The organism is Pseudomonas sp. PDM10, assembly GCF_014852295.1.
GTDB lineage: Bacteria > Pseudomonadota > Gammaproteobacteria > Pseudomonadales > Pseudomonadaceae > Aquipseudomonas.
This window is the reverse complement of sequence record NZ_JACVBJ010000003.1, coordinates 460,737-478,052: the sequence shown is the minus strand read 5'-3', so window position 1 is coordinate 478,052 and position 17,316 is coordinate 460,737. Positions and strand designations below refer to the sequence as shown.

Annotated in this window: 16 protein-coding genes; 4 read left to right on the top strand and 12 right to left on the bottom strand. The window is 60.3% G+C overall.

Features of this window, described 5'->3' with window-relative positions:
• Positions 1-22: 22 nt before the first annotated feature.
• Both IB252_RS13300 and IB252_RS13295 read right to left on the bottom strand, forming a co-directional pair.
• On the bottom strand, positions 23-886 hold the full coding sequence (locus IB252_RS13300; protein WP_192409077.1) for a LysR family transcriptional regulator: 864 nt from the start codon (positions 884-886) through the stop codon (positions 23-25).
• A gap of 16 nt (positions 887-902) precedes the next feature.
• Complete coding sequence (locus tag IB252_RS13295; protein ID WP_192409076.1) at positions 903-3,182, bottom strand: heavy metal translocating P-type ATPase; 2,280 nt, start codon at positions 3,180-3,182, stop codon at positions 903-905.
• A gap of 85 nt (positions 3,183-3,267) precedes the next feature.
• Here IB252_RS13295 and cadR point away from each other — a divergent pair, with 85 nt between their 5' ends.
• Complete coding sequence (gene cadR / locus IB252_RS13290) at positions 3,268-3,717, top strand: Cd(II)/Pb(II)-responsive transcriptional regulator (protein ID WP_056738877.1); 450 nt, start codon at positions 3,268-3,270, stop codon at positions 3,715-3,717.
• Positions 3,718-3,841: 124 nt separating this feature from the next.
• Here the strand turns inward: cadR and IB252_RS13285 are convergent, their stop codons facing one another.
• From IB252_RS13285 to IB252_RS13275, 3 genes are all read right to left on the bottom strand, one after another.
• The gene (locus tag IB252_RS13285; RefSeq protein WP_111448410.1) at positions 3,842-4,813 is read right to left on the bottom strand and encodes a thymidylate synthase; all 972 of its coding nucleotides are present in this window, start codon (positions 4,811-4,813) and stop codon (positions 3,842-3,844) included.
• Positions 4,814-4,861: 48 nt separating this feature from the next.
• A complete protein-coding gene (gene lgt / locus IB252_RS13280) occupies positions 4,862-5,668 on the bottom strand; it encodes a prolipoprotein diacylglyceryl transferase (protein ID WP_111448409.1) in 807 nt (268 codons plus the stop codon).
• An 81-nt stretch (positions 5,669-5,749) separates the two neighbouring features.
• The gene (locus IB252_RS13275) at positions 5,750-6,532 is read right to left on the bottom strand and encodes a sulfite exporter TauE/SafE family protein (RefSeq protein ID WP_033053392.1); all 783 of its coding nucleotides are present in this window, start codon (positions 6,530-6,532) and stop codon (positions 5,750-5,752) included.
• 120 nt (positions 6,533-6,652) lie between these two features.
• Between IB252_RS13275 and IB252_RS13270 the strand changes: the two genes are divergently transcribed.
• The gene (locus IB252_RS13270; RefSeq protein WP_192409074.1) at positions 6,653-7,399 is read left to right on the top strand and encodes an NRDE family protein; all 747 of its coding nucleotides are present in this window, start codon (positions 6,653-6,655) and stop codon (positions 7,397-7,399) included.
• A 224-nt stretch (positions 7,400-7,623) separates the two neighbouring features.
• On the opposite strand, the gene ptsP is transcribed toward IB252_RS13270, so the two are convergent.
• Both ptsP and IB252_RS13260 read right to left on the bottom strand, forming a co-directional pair.
• On the bottom strand, positions 7,624-9,903 hold the full coding sequence (gene ptsP, locus IB252_RS13265) for a phosphoenolpyruvate--protein phosphotransferase (protein ID WP_111448407.1): 2,280 nt from the start codon (positions 9,901-9,903) through the stop codon (positions 7,624-7,626).
• Positions 9,904-9,925: 22 nt separating this feature from the next.
• Positions 9,926-10,405, bottom strand: coding sequence for an RNA pyrophosphohydrolase (locus tag IB252_RS13260; protein ID WP_008150514.1), 480 nt, complete (start codon positions 10,403-10,405; stop codon positions 9,926-9,928).
• 143 nt (positions 10,406-10,548) lie between these two features.
• Here IB252_RS13260 and IB252_RS13255 point away from each other — a divergent pair, with 143 nt between their 5' ends.
• Positions 10,549-11,205: an HAD family hydrolase gene (locus IB252_RS13255; RefSeq protein WP_192409072.1), complete on the top strand. Its 657-nt coding sequence runs from the start codon at positions 10,549-10,551 to the stop codon at positions 11,203-11,205.
• Between the two features lie 102 nt (positions 11,206-11,307).
• Here IB252_RS13255 and IB252_RS13250 read toward each other — a convergent pair whose 3' ends face one another.
• Positions 11,308-11,733: a DUF2269 domain-containing protein gene (locus tag IB252_RS13250; protein WP_192409070.1), complete on the bottom strand. Its 426-nt coding sequence runs from the start codon at positions 11,731-11,733 to the stop codon at positions 11,308-11,310.
• 39 nt (positions 11,734-11,772) lie between these two features.
• Positions 11,773-13,287 (bottom strand): threonine ammonia-lyase, biosynthetic, encoded by a 1,515-nt coding sequence (gene ilvA / locus IB252_RS13245; RefSeq protein ID WP_192409068.1) that lies wholly within the window; start codon positions 13,285-13,287, stop codon positions 11,773-11,775.
• 304 nt (positions 13,288-13,591) lie between these two features.
• Here ilvA and rpiA point away from each other — a divergent pair, with 304 nt between their 5' ends.
• Positions 13,592-14,266 (top strand): ribose-5-phosphate isomerase RpiA, encoded by a 675-nt coding sequence (rpiA, locus tag IB252_RS13240; protein ID WP_134420752.1) that lies wholly within the window; start codon positions 13,592-13,594, stop codon positions 14,264-14,266.
• 128 nt (positions 14,267-14,394) lie between these two features.
• On the opposite strand, the gene IB252_RS13235 is transcribed toward rpiA, so the two are convergent.
• From IB252_RS13235 to IB252_RS13225, 3 genes are all read right to left on the bottom strand, one after another.
• Entirely contained in the window at positions 14,395-15,312 is a 918-nt protein-coding gene (locus IB252_RS13235) for an SdiA-regulated domain-containing protein (RefSeq protein ID WP_192409066.1), read from the bottom strand.
• A 129-nt stretch (positions 15,313-15,441) separates the two neighbouring features.
• A complete protein-coding gene (locus IB252_RS13230; RefSeq protein WP_192409064.1) occupies positions 15,442-16,374 on the bottom strand; it encodes an SdiA-regulated domain-containing protein in 933 nt (310 codons plus the stop codon).
• 258 nt (positions 16,375-16,632) lie between these two features.
• Positions 16,633-17,298: a fumarylacetoacetate hydrolase family protein gene (locus IB252_RS13225; RefSeq protein ID WP_046045170.1), complete on the bottom strand. Its 666-nt coding sequence runs from the start codon at positions 17,296-17,298 to the stop codon at positions 16,633-16,635.
• Positions 17,299-17,316 lie beyond the last annotated feature (18 nt).

Sequence of the window (17,316 nt, the reverse complement as noted above, 5' to 3'; positions counted from 1 at the left end):
ACGCGGAGCGTGGGAACGATCATTACGCGGGGGCCATTTCCTGCGCCAACCCCAGAAACGCCGCCGGCAGCCGTGCGCCTTTTCGCTCTTTGAGGCAGTACAAGTACTCGGGAATCTGCGGCGCATTCTCGATGGTCAGCACGCGCAGTTGCGGATCATGCGGCACTTCCTGCCGGGCAATGATGCTGATGCCGATGTTGCGCAACACCGCCTCACGGATCGACTCACGGCTGCCAATCTCCAGCAGCGGCCCGAAACTCACCCCGGCGCTGGCCAGCAATTCCTCGGTCAGACGTCGAGTGGTCGAACCCGATTCGCGCATCAATAACGTATGCCCGGCCAACGCACTGAGCGGCACATGGTCGTGAACCGCCAGCGGATGATTGCGATGCACCGCCAGCACCAGCGGATCGCTGCCAAGTACCCGGCGAATCAGCCGTGCATCGTCGAGCAACTGCGACGACGCCGCGACATCCACCCGATAGTCCTCCAGCGCTTCGAGCACCTGCTGGGAGTTGCCGATCTCCACTGACACTTCCACCTGCGGCAAGCGCTCGCGGAAGGTCTTCACCAGATCGAGGATGTAATACGGCGCAGTCGCGGCGATGCGCAACGTGCCTTGGACCTGACCGCTGTTGCGCAGGAAAAACTCGATGTCGGCTTCCTGCTGCAACAGCACCTTGACCATCGGCAACAGCCGCGCACCTTCATCGCTGACGCTGAGGCGGCGGCCGCCACGGTAGAACAGTTCAACCAAGTACTGACTTTCCAGATTGCGAATCTGCGTGGTCACCGTGGGTTGGCTCAGGCCAAGCTTTTTCGCCGCCAGGGTAATGCTGCCCAGGCGAGCAACCATGTAAAACGCCTTCAGCTCGGCACTCAGCACACCCTTCCCCCATCGCTTATTTGCGCAACAGGCGCAAACCGTTAAACACCACCAACAGGCTCACGCCCATGTCGGCGAACACCGCCATCCACATGGTGGCGATCCCGGCGAAGGTTACCCCAAGAAAGATCGCTTTGATGACCAATGCCAAGGCAATGTTCTGTTTGAGGATGCTTGAGGTTTGCCGTGACAGCCGGATGAAGGTCGGGATCTTGCGCAGATCGTCGTCCATCAGGGCGACATCGGCGGTCTCGATGGCGGTATCGGTGCCCGCCGCCGCCATGGCAAAACCGATCTCGGCTCGCGCCAGGGCCGGAGCGTCGTTGATACCGTCGCCGACCATGCCGACGTTATGGCCCCGGGCATAAAGGGCGTCGATGGCTTGCAGCTTGTCGGTCGGCAGCAGATCGCCCTTGGCCTCGTCGATGCCGACTTGCGCGGCAATCGCCTGAGCGGTGTGGACGTTGTCGCCGGTCAGCATCAGGGTTTTGATGCCCAGCTCGTGCAGTTGCTGGATCGCCTCGCGGCTGGACTCTTTCACGGTGTCGGCCACAGCGAACAGCGCCAATGGGCCGGATTTGTCGAGCAGCAGCACCACGGACTTGCCCTGTTTCTCCAGCGCGAACAGCTTTTCCTCCAGCGCAGGCGAGCACAGGTTCAGTTCTTCCACTAAACGGTGATTACCCAAGTGGTAAACCTGACCGTTAATTTCGCCGCGCACTCCGCGACCGGCCAGTGCCTCAAAGTTATCCACAATCAGCGGAGCGAATTGTTTATCCACAGCCGCGTTGGCAATGGCCAAGGACACCGGGTGATCGGAGCGACCGGCCAGCGCCGCCGCAATCGCCGGGGCTGATGCGTCCGCGGTCGGATCAAGCGACAGGTAATCGGTCTGCACCGGTTTGCCGTGCGTGATCGTGCCGGTCTTGTCCAAGGCCAGGTAATCGAGCTTGTAACCGCCCTCCAGATAGACGCCGCCCTTCACCAGAATGCCTTTGCGCGCCGCCGCCGCGAGGCCGCTGACGATGGTCACCGGGGTGGAAATCACCAGCGCACATGGGCAGGCGACCACCAGCAACACCAGCGCTCGGTAGATCCAGTCGAACCATACGGCGCCCATGAACAGCGGCGGGATTACCGCAACGGCGAGCGCCAGGATGAACACCGCCGGGGTGTAGATTTTCGAGAAGCTGTCGACGAAACGCTGGGTCGGCGCCCGCGCGCCCTGGGCCTGTTCCACGGCGTGGATGATTCGCGCCAGGGTCGAGTTGTTGGCCGCCGCGGTTACCGAGTATTCCAGGGAGCCAGACTGGTTGATGGTGCCGGCGAAGACTTTATCGCCGATGGTCTTCTCCACCGGCAGGCTTTCACCGGTGATCGGCGCCTGATTGATGGTCGAACTGCCCGACACCACTTCACCGTCCAGACCGATCCGCTCGCCGGGACGTACCCGCACTCGTGCCCCCAACTCGATGGCTTTGACCGGCTGCAAGACCCAACTACCGTCGGCCTGCTGCACCGTGGCCTGTTCCGGGGCCATCTGCATCAGACCACCGATGGCGTTGCGTGCCCGGTCCAAAGACTTGGCCTCGATCAACTCGGCTACGGTGAACAGAAACATCACCATCGCCGCTTCGGGCCACTGACCGATCAGGATCGCGCCGGTCACCGCGATGCTCATCAGCGCGTTGATGTTCAGGTTGAGGTTTTTAAGTGCGATCCAGCCTTTTTTATAGGTGCCGAGGCCGCCGCTGAGGATCGAGATCAGCGCGATGACCGCCACCACCCAGTTCGGCGCAGCGCTGGTGAAGTGGATAACTTCGGCGACCAACGCGCCAACACCCGACAGCGCCAAGGGCCACCAGGGCTTTTTCTCGGGCGCCGGTGCAGGCAGTTCAGCGCCCTGCTCCAGCGGCTCGGCCTGCATGCCAAGGGACTTGATCGCGTCGATGATCGGCGCAGTGCTCGGCAGGTCATGAGTGACACCCAACACGCGGTTGATCAGGTTGAATTCCAGTTGCTGCACGCCCACGAGTTTGCCGAGTTTGTTCTCGATCAGCGTCTGCTCGGTCGGGCAATCCATGGCGTCGATGCGGAAATTGCTCAGTCGCGCGCCAGCCGTTGTGGTTTCACTCAACTTGATCAGCGACGGTGCAGCCACTTTGGCGGAACAGCAGGAATCCCCGTGGCCGCCATGCTCATGCTTCTGTACAGGCTGCAGCTTGTGGCTGTGATCGTGATCGTGATCGTGATCGTGATCAGCCTCGGGTTTGTGCGTGTGAAGGGAATCGCTCATTGGGTCGCGTCCGGAAAGGTGCCTGTTGCCAAGTAAAGACCCTGTAGCCACTATAGGGTCAAGCATCCTTTTGGAGATTGTCGTCATGAAGATCGGAGAACTGGCCAAACTCACCGACTGCGCCGTGGAAACCATTCGCTACTACGAACGCGAAAACCTGCTGCCGGAGCCGGCCCGCAGCGACGGCAACTACCGCGTCTACACCCAGGCCCACGCCGAGCGCCTGACTTTCATCCGCAACTGCCGCACCCTCGACATGACGCTGGAAGAAATCCGCAGCCTGCTGGCCCTGCGCGACAGCCCGCAGGATCAGTGTGAAAGCGTGAATGCGCTGATCGACGAACACATTCATCACGTGAAGGCGCGGATTGACGGGTTGATGGCATTGCAGACACAGCTGCTCGACCTGCGCCAACGTTGCAGCGAAGGGCCGGATATCGATCAGTGCGGGATTTTGCAGCGGCTGGAGGTCAGTGGCGGGGTTGTGGCGACGGAGGTTGAGCATTCCCATGTTGGCCGCAGCCACGGGCATTAAGCACACCACAAAACCCTGTAGGAGCCGAGCTTGCTCGCGATAGCGGTTAGTCAGACACATCAATGTTGAATGTGCTGCCGCCATCGCGAGCAAGCTCGGCTCCTACAGGGTCTGCGGTAGTTCTTTAGACCGCCATCGGTGCGGTCATTGGGGCGTGGTGCTCGTAGCCTTCCAGCGAAAAATCGCTCGGTTCGATCAACTCCAGCCACTCCGGCTGATAAACACCGGTCTTGGCAAACTCAGGCACACGGTCGCTGATCACCAGTTTTGGCATCGGGAACGGCTCGCGCTTGAGCTGTTCATTGAGCATGTCCAAATGGTTTTCATAAACGTGGGCATCACCAATGAAATAGGTGAACCAGCGCGGCGTGTAGCCGGTCAGGCGACCGATCAAGCTCAGCAGCGCGGCGCCTTCGGTGAGGTTGAACGGCGTGCCCAGGCCCAAATCATTGGAGCGGATGTACAGAGTCAAAGAGATCTCTTTGGTCTCCACATTCGGGTGGAACTGGTACAGCAAGTGGCACGGCGGCAAGGCCATTTCATCAAGTTGGGCCACGTTCCAGCCGTGGAACAGGATGCGGCGGCTGCCCGGGTCTTTGATGATGGTGTCGACACACTGGCGGATCTGGTCGATCGCCTTGTACAGCACCACGTAAGCCTGGCCGTCTTCTTCGCCTTCGGCGATCTGGCGGTAGCCCTGATTCAGGGTCTGCTCGATGGCGGCCTGGTTGCTGACCGGGATCTGCTTGTATGCCGGCCATTTGCGCCATTGCACGCCGTAGATCTCGCCGAGGTCGTCCTCGCCCTGACGGAACGGGTTGGCCAACCACTGGGCGTTTTCGTTGGCGTTCTGATCCCAGACCTTGCAGCCCAGCGCACGGAACTCGGCGGCATTGTTCACCCCGCGCAGAAAACCGCACATCTCGCCGATAGCCGATTTGAAGGCCATTTTGCGGGTGGTGATCGCCGGGAAACCTTCCTTCAGGTCATAACGCAGCATCGCGCCAGGGAAGCTGATGGTGTTCACGCCGGTGCGGTTGGCCTGTTTGGTGCCGTTCTTGATGACGTGGGCGACCAGTTCGAGATATTGCTTCATGAGTTACCTGTGTCCTTGAACCCGGGACCGTCGCCCCGGGGTTCGAATTTATACAGCCGCCGCTGGAGCCGCCGGTGCACGGTGATACGCCAGCCAGATCAGGTACAGACCGCCGACGATCATCGGTACGCACAGCACCTGACCCATGGTCAGCCAGTTCCAGGCCAGATAGCCCAGTTGCGCATCCGGTACGCGGACGAATTCGACGATGAAACGGAAGATGCCATAGAACAGCGCGAACATCCCGGACACCGCCATGGTCGGCCGCGGCTTGCGCGAGAACAACCAGAGAATGGCGAACAGCGCCACGCCTTCGAGGGCGAACTGATAGAGCTGCGACGGGTGGCGCGCCAGTTGCGCCGGATCGGTCGGGAAGACCATCGCCCACGGCACATCGGTGGCCTTGCCCCACAACTCGGCGTTGATGAAGTTGCCGATACGTCCGGCGCCCAGACCGATCGGCACCATCGGTGCGACGAAGTCCATCAGCTGGAAGAACGACTTGCCGTTCTTTTTACCGAACCACAACGCGGCCAGCATCACGCCGATAAATCCGCCGTGGAACGACATGCCGCCCTTCCACACTTCAAAGATCAACAACGGGTTGGCGATGTAAGCACTCAGATCGTAGAACAGCACATAGCCCAAGCGGCCGCCGACAATGACGCCCATCGACATCCAGAACACCATGTCGGAGAGTTTCTCTTTACTCCAGGTCGGGTCGAAGCGGTTCAACCGGCGCGACGCCAGCAGCCAGGCGCCGCCGATGCCGATCAGGTACATCAAGCCGTACCAGTGGATTTTCAGCGGACCGATGGCCAATGCCACCGGGTCGATCTGCGGGTAAGGCAGCATTGCGACTCCTCGTTAGAGTTGAAACCTTTAAAATTCCCGGGCGACGCTGTCACGCCAGGATTAAGCCAGGATTGCGCTGCGTCAGAGCAGGAAATTCAGGCCGACGCAGAACAGCAAAGCGGCGAACAGTCTTTTCAGCAACCTCGGCGACAGGCTGTGAGCCAGTCGTGCGCCGAGTCGGGCGAAGAACATGCTGGTCAGGGCAATCCCCAGCAGCGCCGGCAAATAAACAAAACCGAGACTATGGGCCGGCAACAATGGATCGTGCCAGCCCAGAATCATGAAAAATAATGCACTGGACAACGCAATCGGCAGGCCGCAGGCGGATGAAGTCGCCACGGCTTGCTGCATCGGTACGCTGCGCCAGGTCAGGAACGGCACCGTCAGCGAGCCGCCACCAATCCCGAAAATCGCTGACGCCCAGCCAATCACACTGCCGGCCACGGTCAGACCGACTTTACCCGGCACCGTTCGACTGGCCTTGGGTTTGAAATCCAGTGCCAGTTGCGCAGCGATGACCAGGGCGAAAACGCCAATGATTTTCTGCAGGTTGGGCCCGGAAATCGCTTCAGCCGTCAGCGCGCCGAAACCGGCGCCGATGAGAATACCGAGGGTCATCCAGGCAAAAATCGGCCAACGTACGGCACCGCGGCGGTGATGCTCGCGGATCGCATTGACCGAGGTAAATATGATTGTCGCCAGGGACGTGCCGACCGCCAGGTGCGTGAGGATCGACGGATCGAACCCTTGCAGCTTGAAACTGTAGACCAGCACCGGAACGATAATGATCCCGCCGCCGACCCCGAACAGCCCGGCCAGCACACCTGCACAGGCGCCGAGCGCCAGATAGAGCAGAAATTCCATGCGCATCCCCAAATGAGAGCGGCATGGTAACGGATGCATGGCCTCAAGCTCCACTGGATGGCGATGGATACCCACACGATGACTGAGTAGAGTGGGCAGAAAACACACAAGGACTGCCTTATGTGCCTGATTGTTTTCGCTTGGCGACCGGGTCACGCCCAGCCGCTGATCGTGGCGGCCAACCGCGACGAATTCTATGCCCGGCCCAGCCTGCCGCTGGCGCAATGGCCCGAAGCACCGCACGTGCATGCCGGTCGCGATCTGGAGGCGGGAGGCACCTGGCTCGGTGTTGGCGCCAATGGACGCTTCGCCGCGCTGACCAATATCCGCGATCCGCATCAGCCGCCCGCGCGCAAATCGCGAGGTGAACTGGTCGCGCGATTCCTGACCGGCGACATGTCGATAGATGACTACTTGACGGACGTTGTCGGACGTTCACTGGAATATGCCGGATTTAACCTGCTGGTCGGCAATGCCAACGAACTGTGGCACTTCAATGCCCGAGAGACTGAGGCGGTGATGCTGCCACCGGGGGTTTATGGGTTGTCGAACGCCGGGCTGGATACGCCGTGGCCGAAACTGCTCAAAGCGCGGGCAGCGCTGGAGGAAGTGCTGGACGATCCGCAACCCCAGGCTTTATTGGCGTTGCTGAATGATCCGCAGACGGCACCCTTTGCCGAACTGCCGGATACCGGAGTCGGGTTGGCCACCGAGACGTTGCTGTCGAGTGTGTTTATTGCCAGTCCGACTTATGGGACGCGAGCGAGTACGGCGTTGATTGTTCAGGCGGATGGGACGCGGTGGATGGTGGAGCGGAGTTTTGGGCCGTATGGCGGGCATTTGGGGGAGGTAGAGGTGCGGGTTTAGATTGTGAGGTGTCAGTTAGAACCACCCCTCACCCTAACCCTCCCGAAACGTCGGACCGCCCCAGGGGGTAGAGGGGACTGACCGAGTTGTTTTTTTGATATTTTGCGACCGAGGAAATCGAGTCGAACTCAGGGTTTGAACAGCATGGAGATCGGCTCCCTTTCCCCCTCTCCCCCATGGGGAGAGGGCTGGGGTGAGGGGTCGATTTTAGAGTCGCACCAGGTTTAGAGGGTCTTGGCCGAAGCCGGATTAATCATCCGCGCCAACCCTAGGTTCTTCAGCGCCAGTTGCAGCGAGCTGTGGATAACTTGCGGGTTGTCGATGGTCATCAACTCCGCGAGCAATTCCTTGGCCTTGCTCAGGTTGATCTGACGCAACATCCACTTCACTTTCGGCAAGTTGGTGGCGTTCATCGACAGGCTGTCGAAGCCCATCGCCATCAACAGCACTGCCGCCGCCGGGTCACCGGCCATCTCGCCGCAGATACTCACTGGCTTGCCTTCGGCATGAGCGTCACGCACCACGCTCTGAAGGGCTTGCAGCACCGCTGGGTGCAGGTAGTCGTAGAGGTCGGCTACCCGCGGGTTGTTTCGGTCCACCGCCAACAGGTACTGGGTCAGGTCGTTGGAACCGACCGACAGGAAGTCCACTTGCCGCGCCAGTTCCTTGGTCTGATAAACCGCCGCCGGAATTTCGATCATCACGCCGATCGGCGGCATAGGCACGTCGCAGCCTTCGTCGCGGACTTCGCCCCAGGCCCGGTGAATCAGGTGCAGGGCTTCTTCCAGCTCGTGGGTGCCGGAGATCATCGGCAGCAGAATCCGCAGGTTGTTCAAGCCTTCGCTGGCCTTGAGCATGGCGCGGGTCTGCACCAGGAAGATTTCCGGGTGGTCGAGCGTGACGCGAATGCCGCGCCAGCCGAGGAACGGGTTGTCTTCCTTGATCGGGAAGTACGACAGCGACTTGTCGCCGCCGATGTCCAGGCTGCGCATGGTCACCGGTTGCGGGTGGAATGCAGCGAGTTGCTCGCGATAAATCGCCAGTTGCTCCTTTTCGCTTGGGAACCTCTGATTGATCATGAACGGCACTTCGGTGCGGTACAGACCGACGCCTTCAGCCCCACGCTTCTGCGCTCGCGCTACATCCGCCAGCAGGCCGGTGTTGACCCACAGCGGCATGCGGTGGCCATCGACGGTCACGCACGGCAAGTCCCGCAGTGCATCCAGCCCGAGGGCCAGTTGTTTCTCTTCCTCGACCACTTCGGCGAACTGCTTGCGCAGCACTTCGCTGGGGTTGGTGTAGACCTCGCCGTGGTAGCCGTCGACGATCATCTGGATGCCGTCGACCTTGGAATACGGCAAGTCGACCAAGCCCATCACCGTCGGGATACCCATGGCGCGCGCCAGGATCGCCACGTGGGAGTTGCCGGAACCGAGTACTGACACCAGACCGACCAGCTTGCCTTCCGGCACCTCGCCGAGCATTGCCGGCGTCAGTTCTTCGCTGATCAGAATGGTGTTGTCGGGGTAGACCAGGGTCTGTTGACGCTCTTCCTGCAAGTAAGCCAGCAAACGTCGACCGAGGTCCTTGACGTCCGAGGCGCGCTCACGCAGGTAGGCGTCGTCCATCAATTCGAAACGGTTGACGTGCTCGGCAACCACCTGACGCAACGCGCCCTGGGCCCACTGGCCAGTCTTGATCACGGTGGTGATTTCGCTGCCGAGCGAGGCATCGTCGAGCATCATCAGGTAAACATCGAACAGCGCGCGCTCTTCCGGGCGCAACTGGTTCGCCAGTTTGGCGGACAAGGCGCGCATGTCGGCGCGCACGCCTTCGATGGCAGTCTTGAACAGCGCGAGTTCGGCGGCGATGTCGGTGATGGTCTTGTCCGGCACCACGTCCAGATCGGCCGGCGGCAGCATGACCACCGCGGTACCGACCGCCGCACCCGGCGAACCCGGTACGCCGATGAACTTGGCTTCCTGGATGCCCTTGCCCTGACGGCCCAGCCCGCGGATCGAACCGGTGGCTTCGGCGTGGGCGATAACGCCGGCAAGCTGCGCGCTCATGGTCACGAGGAAGGCTTCTTCACCTTCGTCGAACTGGCGACGTTCCTTTTGCTGAATGACCAACACGCCGACGACGCGGCGGTGGTGAATGATCGGCGCCCCGAGGAACGAGGCGTAGCGTTCTTCACCGGTCTCGGCGAAGTAACGGTAGCGCGGGTGATCCGCGGCGTTTTCGAGGTTCAGGGGTTCTTCACGCGTGCCGACCAGGCCAACCAGACCTTCGTTGGGTGCCATGCTGACTTTGCCGATCGAGCGCTTGTTCAAGCCCTCGGTGGCCATCAGCACGAAACGGTTGGTTTCAGGGTCAAGCAAGTAGACCGAGCAGACCTGGCTGCCCATGGCCTCTTTGACGCGCAACACAATAATCCCCAACGCCGCCTTGAGATCCTTGGCGGAGTTAACTTCCTGGACGATCTTGCGCAGCGTATTGAGCATGGCTCGGGGTCGAACTCCGTCGTCAGTCGCGCGATAAAAGGCGCGGGGCAAGCTCTTTGAGAGCGCGTCGATACACTTCGCGCTTGAATGTCACCACCTGGCCCAACGGATACCAATAGCTGACCCAGCGCCAGCCATCGAATTCCGGTTTACCGGTCAAATCCATCCGCACCCGCTGCTCGTTGGAGACCAGGCGCAGGAGAAACCATTTCTGTTTCTGGCCGATGCACAGCGGTTGGCTGTGCGTGCGGACCAGACGTTGCGGCAAACGATAGCGCAACCAGCCCCGGGTGCAGGCGAGAATTTCAACATCTTCGCGCTCAAGCCCCACTTCTTCGTTCAACTCGCGGTACAAGGCGTCTTCCGGCGTCTCCTGGGGGTTGATCCCGCCCTGTGGAAACTGCCAGGCATCTTGATTGATACGGCGAGCCCATAGCACCTGTCCGGCATCATTCGTGAGAATGATCCCGACATTGGGGCGGAAACCATCGGGGTCGATCACGGCAACAACCTCGCAAACGCATGTCGCCGCATTGTTCCACAAAGGTTGTGATAGCAGCAACGAGCCGGCCTACCTTATGTGCACTCTTGTGAAAAGTCCGTATTCTGAACGCCTTTCTACAGACTTTTCAGCGAGTAACTGCAATGCGGCTGGCTTTATTCGACTTGGACAACACGCTCTTGGGCGGTGACAGCGACCACGCTTGGGGCGATTACCTGTGCGAACGCGGCTTCCTCGACGCCGTCGCCTACAAGGCACGCAACGACGAGTTCTATCAGGATTACCTGGCCGGCAAACTGGATAACGATGCCTACCTGAACTTCTGCCTGGAAGTGCTCGGCCGCACCGAGATGGCCACGCTGGATCAATGGCATCTGGATTACATGCGCGATTGCATTGAGCCGATTGTGTTGCCCAAGGGTCTCGAACTGCTGGCCAAGCACCGCGAGGCGGGTGACAAGTTGGTGATCATCACCGCGACCAACCGTTTTGTTACCGGGCCGATTGCCCAGCGTCTGGGCGTCGAAACCCTGATCGCCACGGAATGTGAAATGGTTGATGGCCGCTACACCGGGCGCAGCACTGATGTTCCGTGCTTCCGGGAAGGCAAGGTCACAAGGCTGAGTCGCTGGCTGGAAGAGACCGGGCATTCGCTGGCAGACAGTTACTTCTACAGCGACTCGATGAATGATTTGGCGCTGCTTGAGCAGGTAACGAATCCGATCGCCGTCGACCCGGACCCGAATCTGCGTGCTGAAGCCGAGAAGCGTGGTTGGCCGGTGATTACTCTGCGCGACTGATATCGCCATCGCGAGCAGGCTCGCTCCCACAGGGATTTGCGTCGATCACAAATCCAATGTGGGAGTGAGCCTGCTCGCGATTGGGGCGACTCGATTTAAACCTTAAACCGGCTTGGCGCCCATCAACCCCGCGATCGCGATAAAACAGACGAAGCTGAACAGTGCGATGGCGAAAGTGAGCTTGCCGCTGCCACTCGGAACAGTGCGCAGTTTGTTCAGCCGCACCAGCAACCAGAACCAGCCCAACGCCGCGACGGTGTAAAGCACACTGGAAGCCAACAACCAGATCTGCCCCAGCGGCCAGCCCACCAGATGCACCATCCACCAGCCGGTAAACGGCATGCTCAGCAGGGCCAGCCCCATCACCAGCCAGATAAATACTCGCGGCCGCTGCAATGTGCGCGCATGAGCCGTTGCGTCGCCGTTACGGCGCGTACGCCACACCCAGATCGCCAGACCCAGTGCGCTGACCAGCAGCAACACCGTCGCCACCATATGAGCGACTTTCAGGGCGGTTAACGTTTCCATTGTTCGATTTCCTTATAGCCTGGCCATCAGCGTAGCCGCTCAGCCGAGAAACAGCTGATAGGCCGGGTTGTCGCTTTCGTCCCAGTACGGGTAGCCGATTTCTTCCAGCGCTGCGGGCACCAGATGGCGTTCATCGTGAGGCACTTGCAGGCCCGCGACCACACGACCATCCGCTGCGCCATGGTTGCGGTAATGGAACATCGAGATGTTCCAGCGCCCACCGAGCTTGTTGAGGAAGTTGAACAGCGCGCCCGGACGCTCCGGGAATTCAAAGCGCAGAATCACTTCATCCACCACATGCGCCGCACGTCCGCCAACCATGTGACGGATGTGCAACTTGGCCAACTCGTTGTCGGTCAGGTCGAGCACCGGAAAACCCTGCTCCGTCAGGCTGGCAAGCAGCGCACTGCGCGGATCGTTTTCCGGGTGTGTCTGCACGCCGACAAAGATGTGCGCCTCGTTGCCGGTGTTGTAGCGGTAGTTAAATTCTGTGATCTGGCGCTTGCCGATGGCTTCGCAGAACGCCTTGAAGCTGCCCGGTTTCTCGGGGATGGTCACGGCGATAATCGCTTCGCGGCCCTCGCCCAGTTCAGCACGTTCGGCGACGTGGCGCAGGCGGTCGAAGTTGACGTTGGCGCCAGAGTCGATGGCCACGAAGGTATGCCCGGTGACGCCGCGTTGCTCGACGTACTTCTTGATCCCGGCCACGCCCAAGGCGCCGGCAGGTTCGGTGATCGAGCGGGTATCGTCGTAGATGTCCTTGATCGCCGCGCAGATTTCATCGGTACTGACGGTGATCACTTCATCGACATAATCTTTGCAGATGTCGAACGTGTGCTGACCAATCTGCGCCACGGCGACGCCGTCGGCGAAGAGGCCCACGGTCGGCAGGATCACACGCTCGCCAGCGGCCATGGCGGCTTGCAGGCAGTTGGAGTCGTCCGGCTCGACGCCGATGATTTTGATTTCAGGCCGCAGGTACTTCACGTACGCCGCGATCCCGGCGATCAATCCGCCACCACCCACCGGGACGAAGATCGCGTCCAGACGGCCAGGGTGCTGGCGCAGGATCTCCATCGCCACCGTGCCCTGCCCGGCAATGGTGTGGGGATCGTCGTAAGGGTGGATGTAGACGTAGCCTTTTTCGTCGACCAGTTTCAGCGAGTAGGCCAGGGCTTCCGGGAACGAATCCCCGTGCAGCACCACTTTGCCGCCGCGTGAACGCACGCCTTCGACTTTGATTTCCGGGGTGGTCTTGGGCATCACGATGGTCGCTTTCACGCCCAACACTTTCGCCGCCAGGGCCAGGCCTTGGGCATGGTTGCCCGCGGAAGCAGTGACCACGCCACGAGCGCGCTCTTCATCGGAAAGCTGCGTGAGCTTGTTATAGGCGCCACGAATCTTGAACGAGAACACCGGCTGCAAGTCTTCGCGCTTGAGCCAAATACTGTTGCCCAGCCGCTCGGAGAGCTGGCGGGCAGTCTGCAATGGGGTTTCTACGGCAACGTCATAAACGCGCGAGGTGAGGATCTTTTTGACGTACTGTTCGAGCATCGGAAAGCATCACTGAGCGGGTTGGGCAGGGCCAAGGAGTCTAACCCGGCTTTCGGCTGGGCGACCACACGAATCAAGAGGTTTTAGCCTTCGCAAACACCGCAGATCCATTGTGGCGAGGGGATTTATCCCCGTTGGAGTGCGAAGCGCTCCCCAGCATTCCCCCAGATACACCGCACTCTCAGGTTTTACGACGGCTGCGCCGCCGAACGGGGATGAATCCCCTCGCCACAGGAGGTTTTAGCCCGGCATGGGGCTATAATGCCGGCCTTTCCGTTCTTCCCTTGCCCGCTTCGGAGCCCGCATGACCCAGGATCAACTCAAACAGGCAGTGGCTCAGGCCGCCGTCGACTTCATCCTCCCGAAACTCGACGACAAGAGCATCGTCGGGGTCGGCACCGGCTCCACCGCCAACTGCTTCATCGACGCACTGGCCAAGCACAAAGGCGCGTTCGACGGCGCGGTCGCCAGTTCTGAAGCCACCGCTGCCCGCCTCAAGGGCCACGGCATTCCGGTGTATGAGCTGAACACGGTCAGCGACCTGGAGTTCTACGTCGACGGCGCCGATGAAAGCGACGAGCACCTGAACCTGATCAAGGGCGGCGGCGCAGCCCTGACCCGCGAGAAGATTGTCGCGGCTGTGGCCAAGACCTTCATCTGCATCGCCGACGCCAGCAAACTGGTGCCAGTGCTCGGTGCGTTCCCGCTGCCGGTGGAAGTGATCCCGATGGCCCGCAGCCACGTGGCCCGCGAGCTGGTGAAGCTCGGCGGCGACCCGGTCTACCGCGAAGGCGTGCTGACCGACAACGGCAACATCATCCTCGACGTGTTCAACATGCAGATCACCAACCCGGTGGAGCTGGAGACGCAGATCAATGCGATCGTCGGCGTGGTCACCAACGGTTTGTTCGCGGCACGTCCGGCGGATTTGCTGCTGCTGGGTACCAGCGAAGGCGTGAAAACCCTGCGCGCGAAGTAATTCGACACGCAGATAAATCATGTGGGAGCGAGCCTGCTCGCGATAGCGGTCTTTCAGTCAACATCTCGATCGACTGACACGGCCTCATCGCGAGCAAGCCCGCTCCCACAGTAGATTTGGGGTGTTGGTCAGGGTTGTACCGGTTTTTTGAAGACGTAGAACAGGTTCGGCTCGCTCACCAGGTACATCGTACCGTCGTCATCCATGGCGATCCCTTCCGCTTGGGGCACCGTCTTCTGCAACCCCTGACGCCCTTTGCTCAATGACAGGGTACTCAGCGGCCGCCCGTCCACATCGAGTTCCAGAATCAGCCGCGACTCATCCGACAACGCCAACAGATGGCCGCTGCGCTCGTCGTATTGCAGGCTCGACAGGTCCGTCACGAACATCCCGGCATCGCGCTTGGGGTTGTTCACGACGTGCACCGCGTAGGATTTTTCCGGGTTGTAATGGGGAAAGCCCTGCACTTCGTAGATCAGCATCGGGTCGCGCTCCTTGGCGACAAACAACCGCTTGCCCACCGAGTCGTAAGCCAGGCCTTCGAAGCCCTTGTTGCCGCTCATGTGCACGCCAAGGGTCATCTGCTCGGCATCCGCTGCATCAAGGAACGTTGTGTCGTTCTCCAGATGAATCTTGATCAGCCGCTGCTGACGTTCGTCAGTGATCACGTACGTATCGGCGCTGATGAATTCCACGGCTTCCGGATCGCCAAACCCGATCAACGCAATGCGTCGAACAATTTGGCCGTCCAGCGACAGTTCGATCAGCTCTGAGTTTTTGTTGGTGACGGTGAACAGGCTTTTGCGCACCGGATCGAAGGTCAGCGCCGAAACATCGTTGTCCAGCCCAACAATGACTCGCGCCTCGACCGCTACCTGGTACTGATCCAGAGCGATGGACTGACCGTTCTCTGGCTGCCAAAGGGCGTGCAGGTTGAACCAGGCGCGCTCGAACAGGCGCAGGTTCTGGCCGACCGCAACCAGCGCGATCAACGCAATGACCGACAGGATCAGAATCAGGGGTTTGGGGCGGGCAAGTCGGCGCATTCGGGCAAGTTCGGAATCAGGACGGGCGGATGAAATACCACGGCAGTCTGAATTGAAGCTTAATGGCCAGTGGCCGCGGTCCCGCAGGTGTACCCCAACAGGCGACCGCGCGCCACCCTCACGGCGGGCTTATTTCTGCTTTTCGAAGCGGTAGAACAGGTTCGGCTCGCTCACCAGGTACAGCGTGCCCGCCTCGTCCATGGTCACGCCTTCAGCGCGAGGAATGGTTTTCTTCAAACCATTGAAGCCGCCCAGCAAGGTCATGAAGCTGACCTGCTCGCCTTTCTCGTCCAGCTCCAGCAATAAGTGGGAGTCGGCAGACAGCACCAGGGTGTGGCCAGTGCGCGGGTCGATGGCCAGGGCCGAGAGGTTGCGGATGTCCAGTGCATCACTGGTGAGTTTTTGCTTGTCGCCGGTGAGTGTCTGGCCATCGTTGCTTTTCCAGGAGGACAACGCCGGTGGACGCTCTTCACCCAGCAACATTTGCTGATTGCGCGAATCCCAGACAATGGCTTCGAACGCCTTGTTCTGGTCTTTCGAAGGGCCGAGGTCGTATTTCGCAAAGTTGGCGATGTTCAGCTCGCGGGTGTTGGCGTCAACCTTGACGATGGAGAGCATGTGGTCGCGCTCATCAACGATGGCCAGCAGACCGTTGCCCATCACGGTCACGCCTTCAGGATTGCTCCAGCCCACCAGCGGCATTTTGCGCAGCACGTCGCCCTGCAGTGTCAGCTCGACGAGGAACGGGTTCTTGCCCATGACCGAGAACAGGGTTTTGGTTTGAGGGTCGTACGCCAGGTCCGACGCTTCGTCCTTCTCCATGCCCGGCAGCACCTTGGCATCGATCACTGCCCGGTAATCCGGCAGCCAGATGCTCTGCTGACGTTCGGCGGGACTTTCGAAACGCTCGCGCAACCAGAGCACGCCACGGTCATCCCAATGCATGGCAAACGCAACGCCGTACGCGATGGCTGCCACCAGCAAAAGCCAGGAATACCAACGCATGACAAAGCGCGAGCGGCGGGCAGTTTTAAGCTTGGGCAGTGGTTGTTGGGTGACCATTGAGGGATGCGTTCCAGAAATTCAGGCTAAGGGTAATAGCACAATTGGGACCGGCCAAGACGCCGCAAGTCCCGGAATTATCCGGACGGAATGTGAAAAAAACGGGAAATGGCGGGATTGCCCTTCCATTGCCCATCACAGAAACCAAATGTGGGAGCGAGCCTGCTCGCGATGAGGCCAGCACATTCAACAATGATGTCGAATGACAGACCGCTATCGCGAGCAGGCTCGCTCCCACAGGGTTCAGCGGTGATCTGACTAGCGCACGCTGCTGGTGAAGCTGCTGGCGCCTGGCAATTCCAGCACCAGTTCGTCACCGACATTCAGCGGGCCGACGCCAACTGGCGTACCCGTCAGGATCACATCACCGGCCTGCAGCGAGAAGCAGCCGGCCATGTGCTGGATCATCGGCACGATCGGGTTGAGCATTGCGCTGCTGTTGCCATCCTGGCGCACTTCGCCGTTGATGGTCAGGCGGATGCCGATGTCGGTCAGGTCAGCGAATGTGCTGCCGGACACGAATGGCGCAATCACCGCCGCACCGTCAAAGGACTTGGCGATTTCCCACGGCAGGCCCTTGGCTTTCAGCTCGGCCTGCTTGTCGCGCAGGGTCAGGTCCAGGGCCGGGGCGAAGCCGGAGATGGCATCGAGCACTTCTTCACGGCTCGGTTTGGTCGACAAAGGTTTGCCGATCAACACCGCGATTTCCGCTTCGTAATGCACCGAGCCACGTTCGGTCGGAATGCTGAAACCACCCTCCAGCGGCACGACGCAACTGCCCGGCTTAATGAACAGCAGCGGTTCTGTAGGCACCGGGTTGTCCAGTTCCTTGGCGTGTTCGGCGTAGTTACGGCCAATGCACACCACTTTCCCCAGTGGGAAGTGAATACGCGTACCGTCGACATACTGGTGCTGATAGCTCATTACCGACTCCTGTTTCGT

Bases quoted from the DNA above. Each gene is read 5' to 3' on its own strand.
- IB252_RS13295 (WP_192409076.1), bottom strand. From the start codon at position 3,182: ATGAGCGATTCCCTTCACACGCACAAACCCGAGGCTGATCACGATCAC.
- cadR (WP_056738877.1), top strand. From the start codon at position 3,268: ATGAAGATCGGAGAACTGGCCAAACTCACCGACTGCGCCGTGGAAACC.
- IB252_RS13285 (WP_111448410.1), bottom strand. From the start codon at position 4,813: ATGAAGCAATATCTCGAACTGGTCGCCCACGTCATCAAGAACGGCACC.
- lgt (WP_111448409.1), bottom strand. From the start codon at position 5,668: ATGCTGCCTTACCCGCAGATCGACCCGGTGGCATTGGCCATCGGTCCG.
- IB252_RS13275 (WP_033053392.1), bottom strand. From the start codon at position 6,532: ATGGAATTTCTGCTCTATCTGGCGCTCGGCGCCTGTGCAGGTGTGCTG.
- IB252_RS13270 (WP_192409074.1), top strand. From the start codon at position 6,653: ATGTGCCTGATTGTTTTCGCTTGGCGACCGGGTCACGCCCAGCCGCTG.
- ptsP (WP_111448407.1), bottom strand. From the start codon at position 9,903: ATGCTCAATACGCTGCGCAAGATCGTCCAGGAAGTTAACTCCGCCAAG.
- IB252_RS13255 (WP_192409072.1), top strand. From the start codon at position 10,549: ATGCGGCTGGCTTTATTCGACTTGGACAACACGCTCTTGGGCGGTGAC.
- IB252_RS13250 (WP_192409070.1), bottom strand. From the start codon at position 11,733: ATGGAAACGTTAACCGCCCTGAAAGTCGCTCATATGGTGGCGACGGTG.
- ilvA (WP_192409068.1), bottom strand. From the start codon at position 13,287: ATGCTCGAACAGTACGTCAAAAAGATCCTCACCTCGCGCGTTTATGAC.
- rpiA (WP_134420752.1), top strand. From the start codon at position 13,592: ATGACCCAGGATCAACTCAAACAGGCAGTGGCTCAGGCCGCCGTCGAC.
- IB252_RS13235 (WP_192409066.1), bottom strand. From the start codon at position 15,312: ATGCGCCGACTTGCCCGCCCCAAACCCCTGATTCTGATCCTGTCGGTC.
- IB252_RS13230 (WP_192409064.1), bottom strand. From the start codon at position 16,374: ATGGTCACCCAACAACCACTGCCCAAGCTTAAAACTGCCCGCCGCTCG.
- IB252_RS13225 (WP_046045170.1), bottom strand. From the start codon at position 17,298: ATGAGCTATCAGCACCAGTATGTCGACGGTACGCGTATTCACTTCCCA.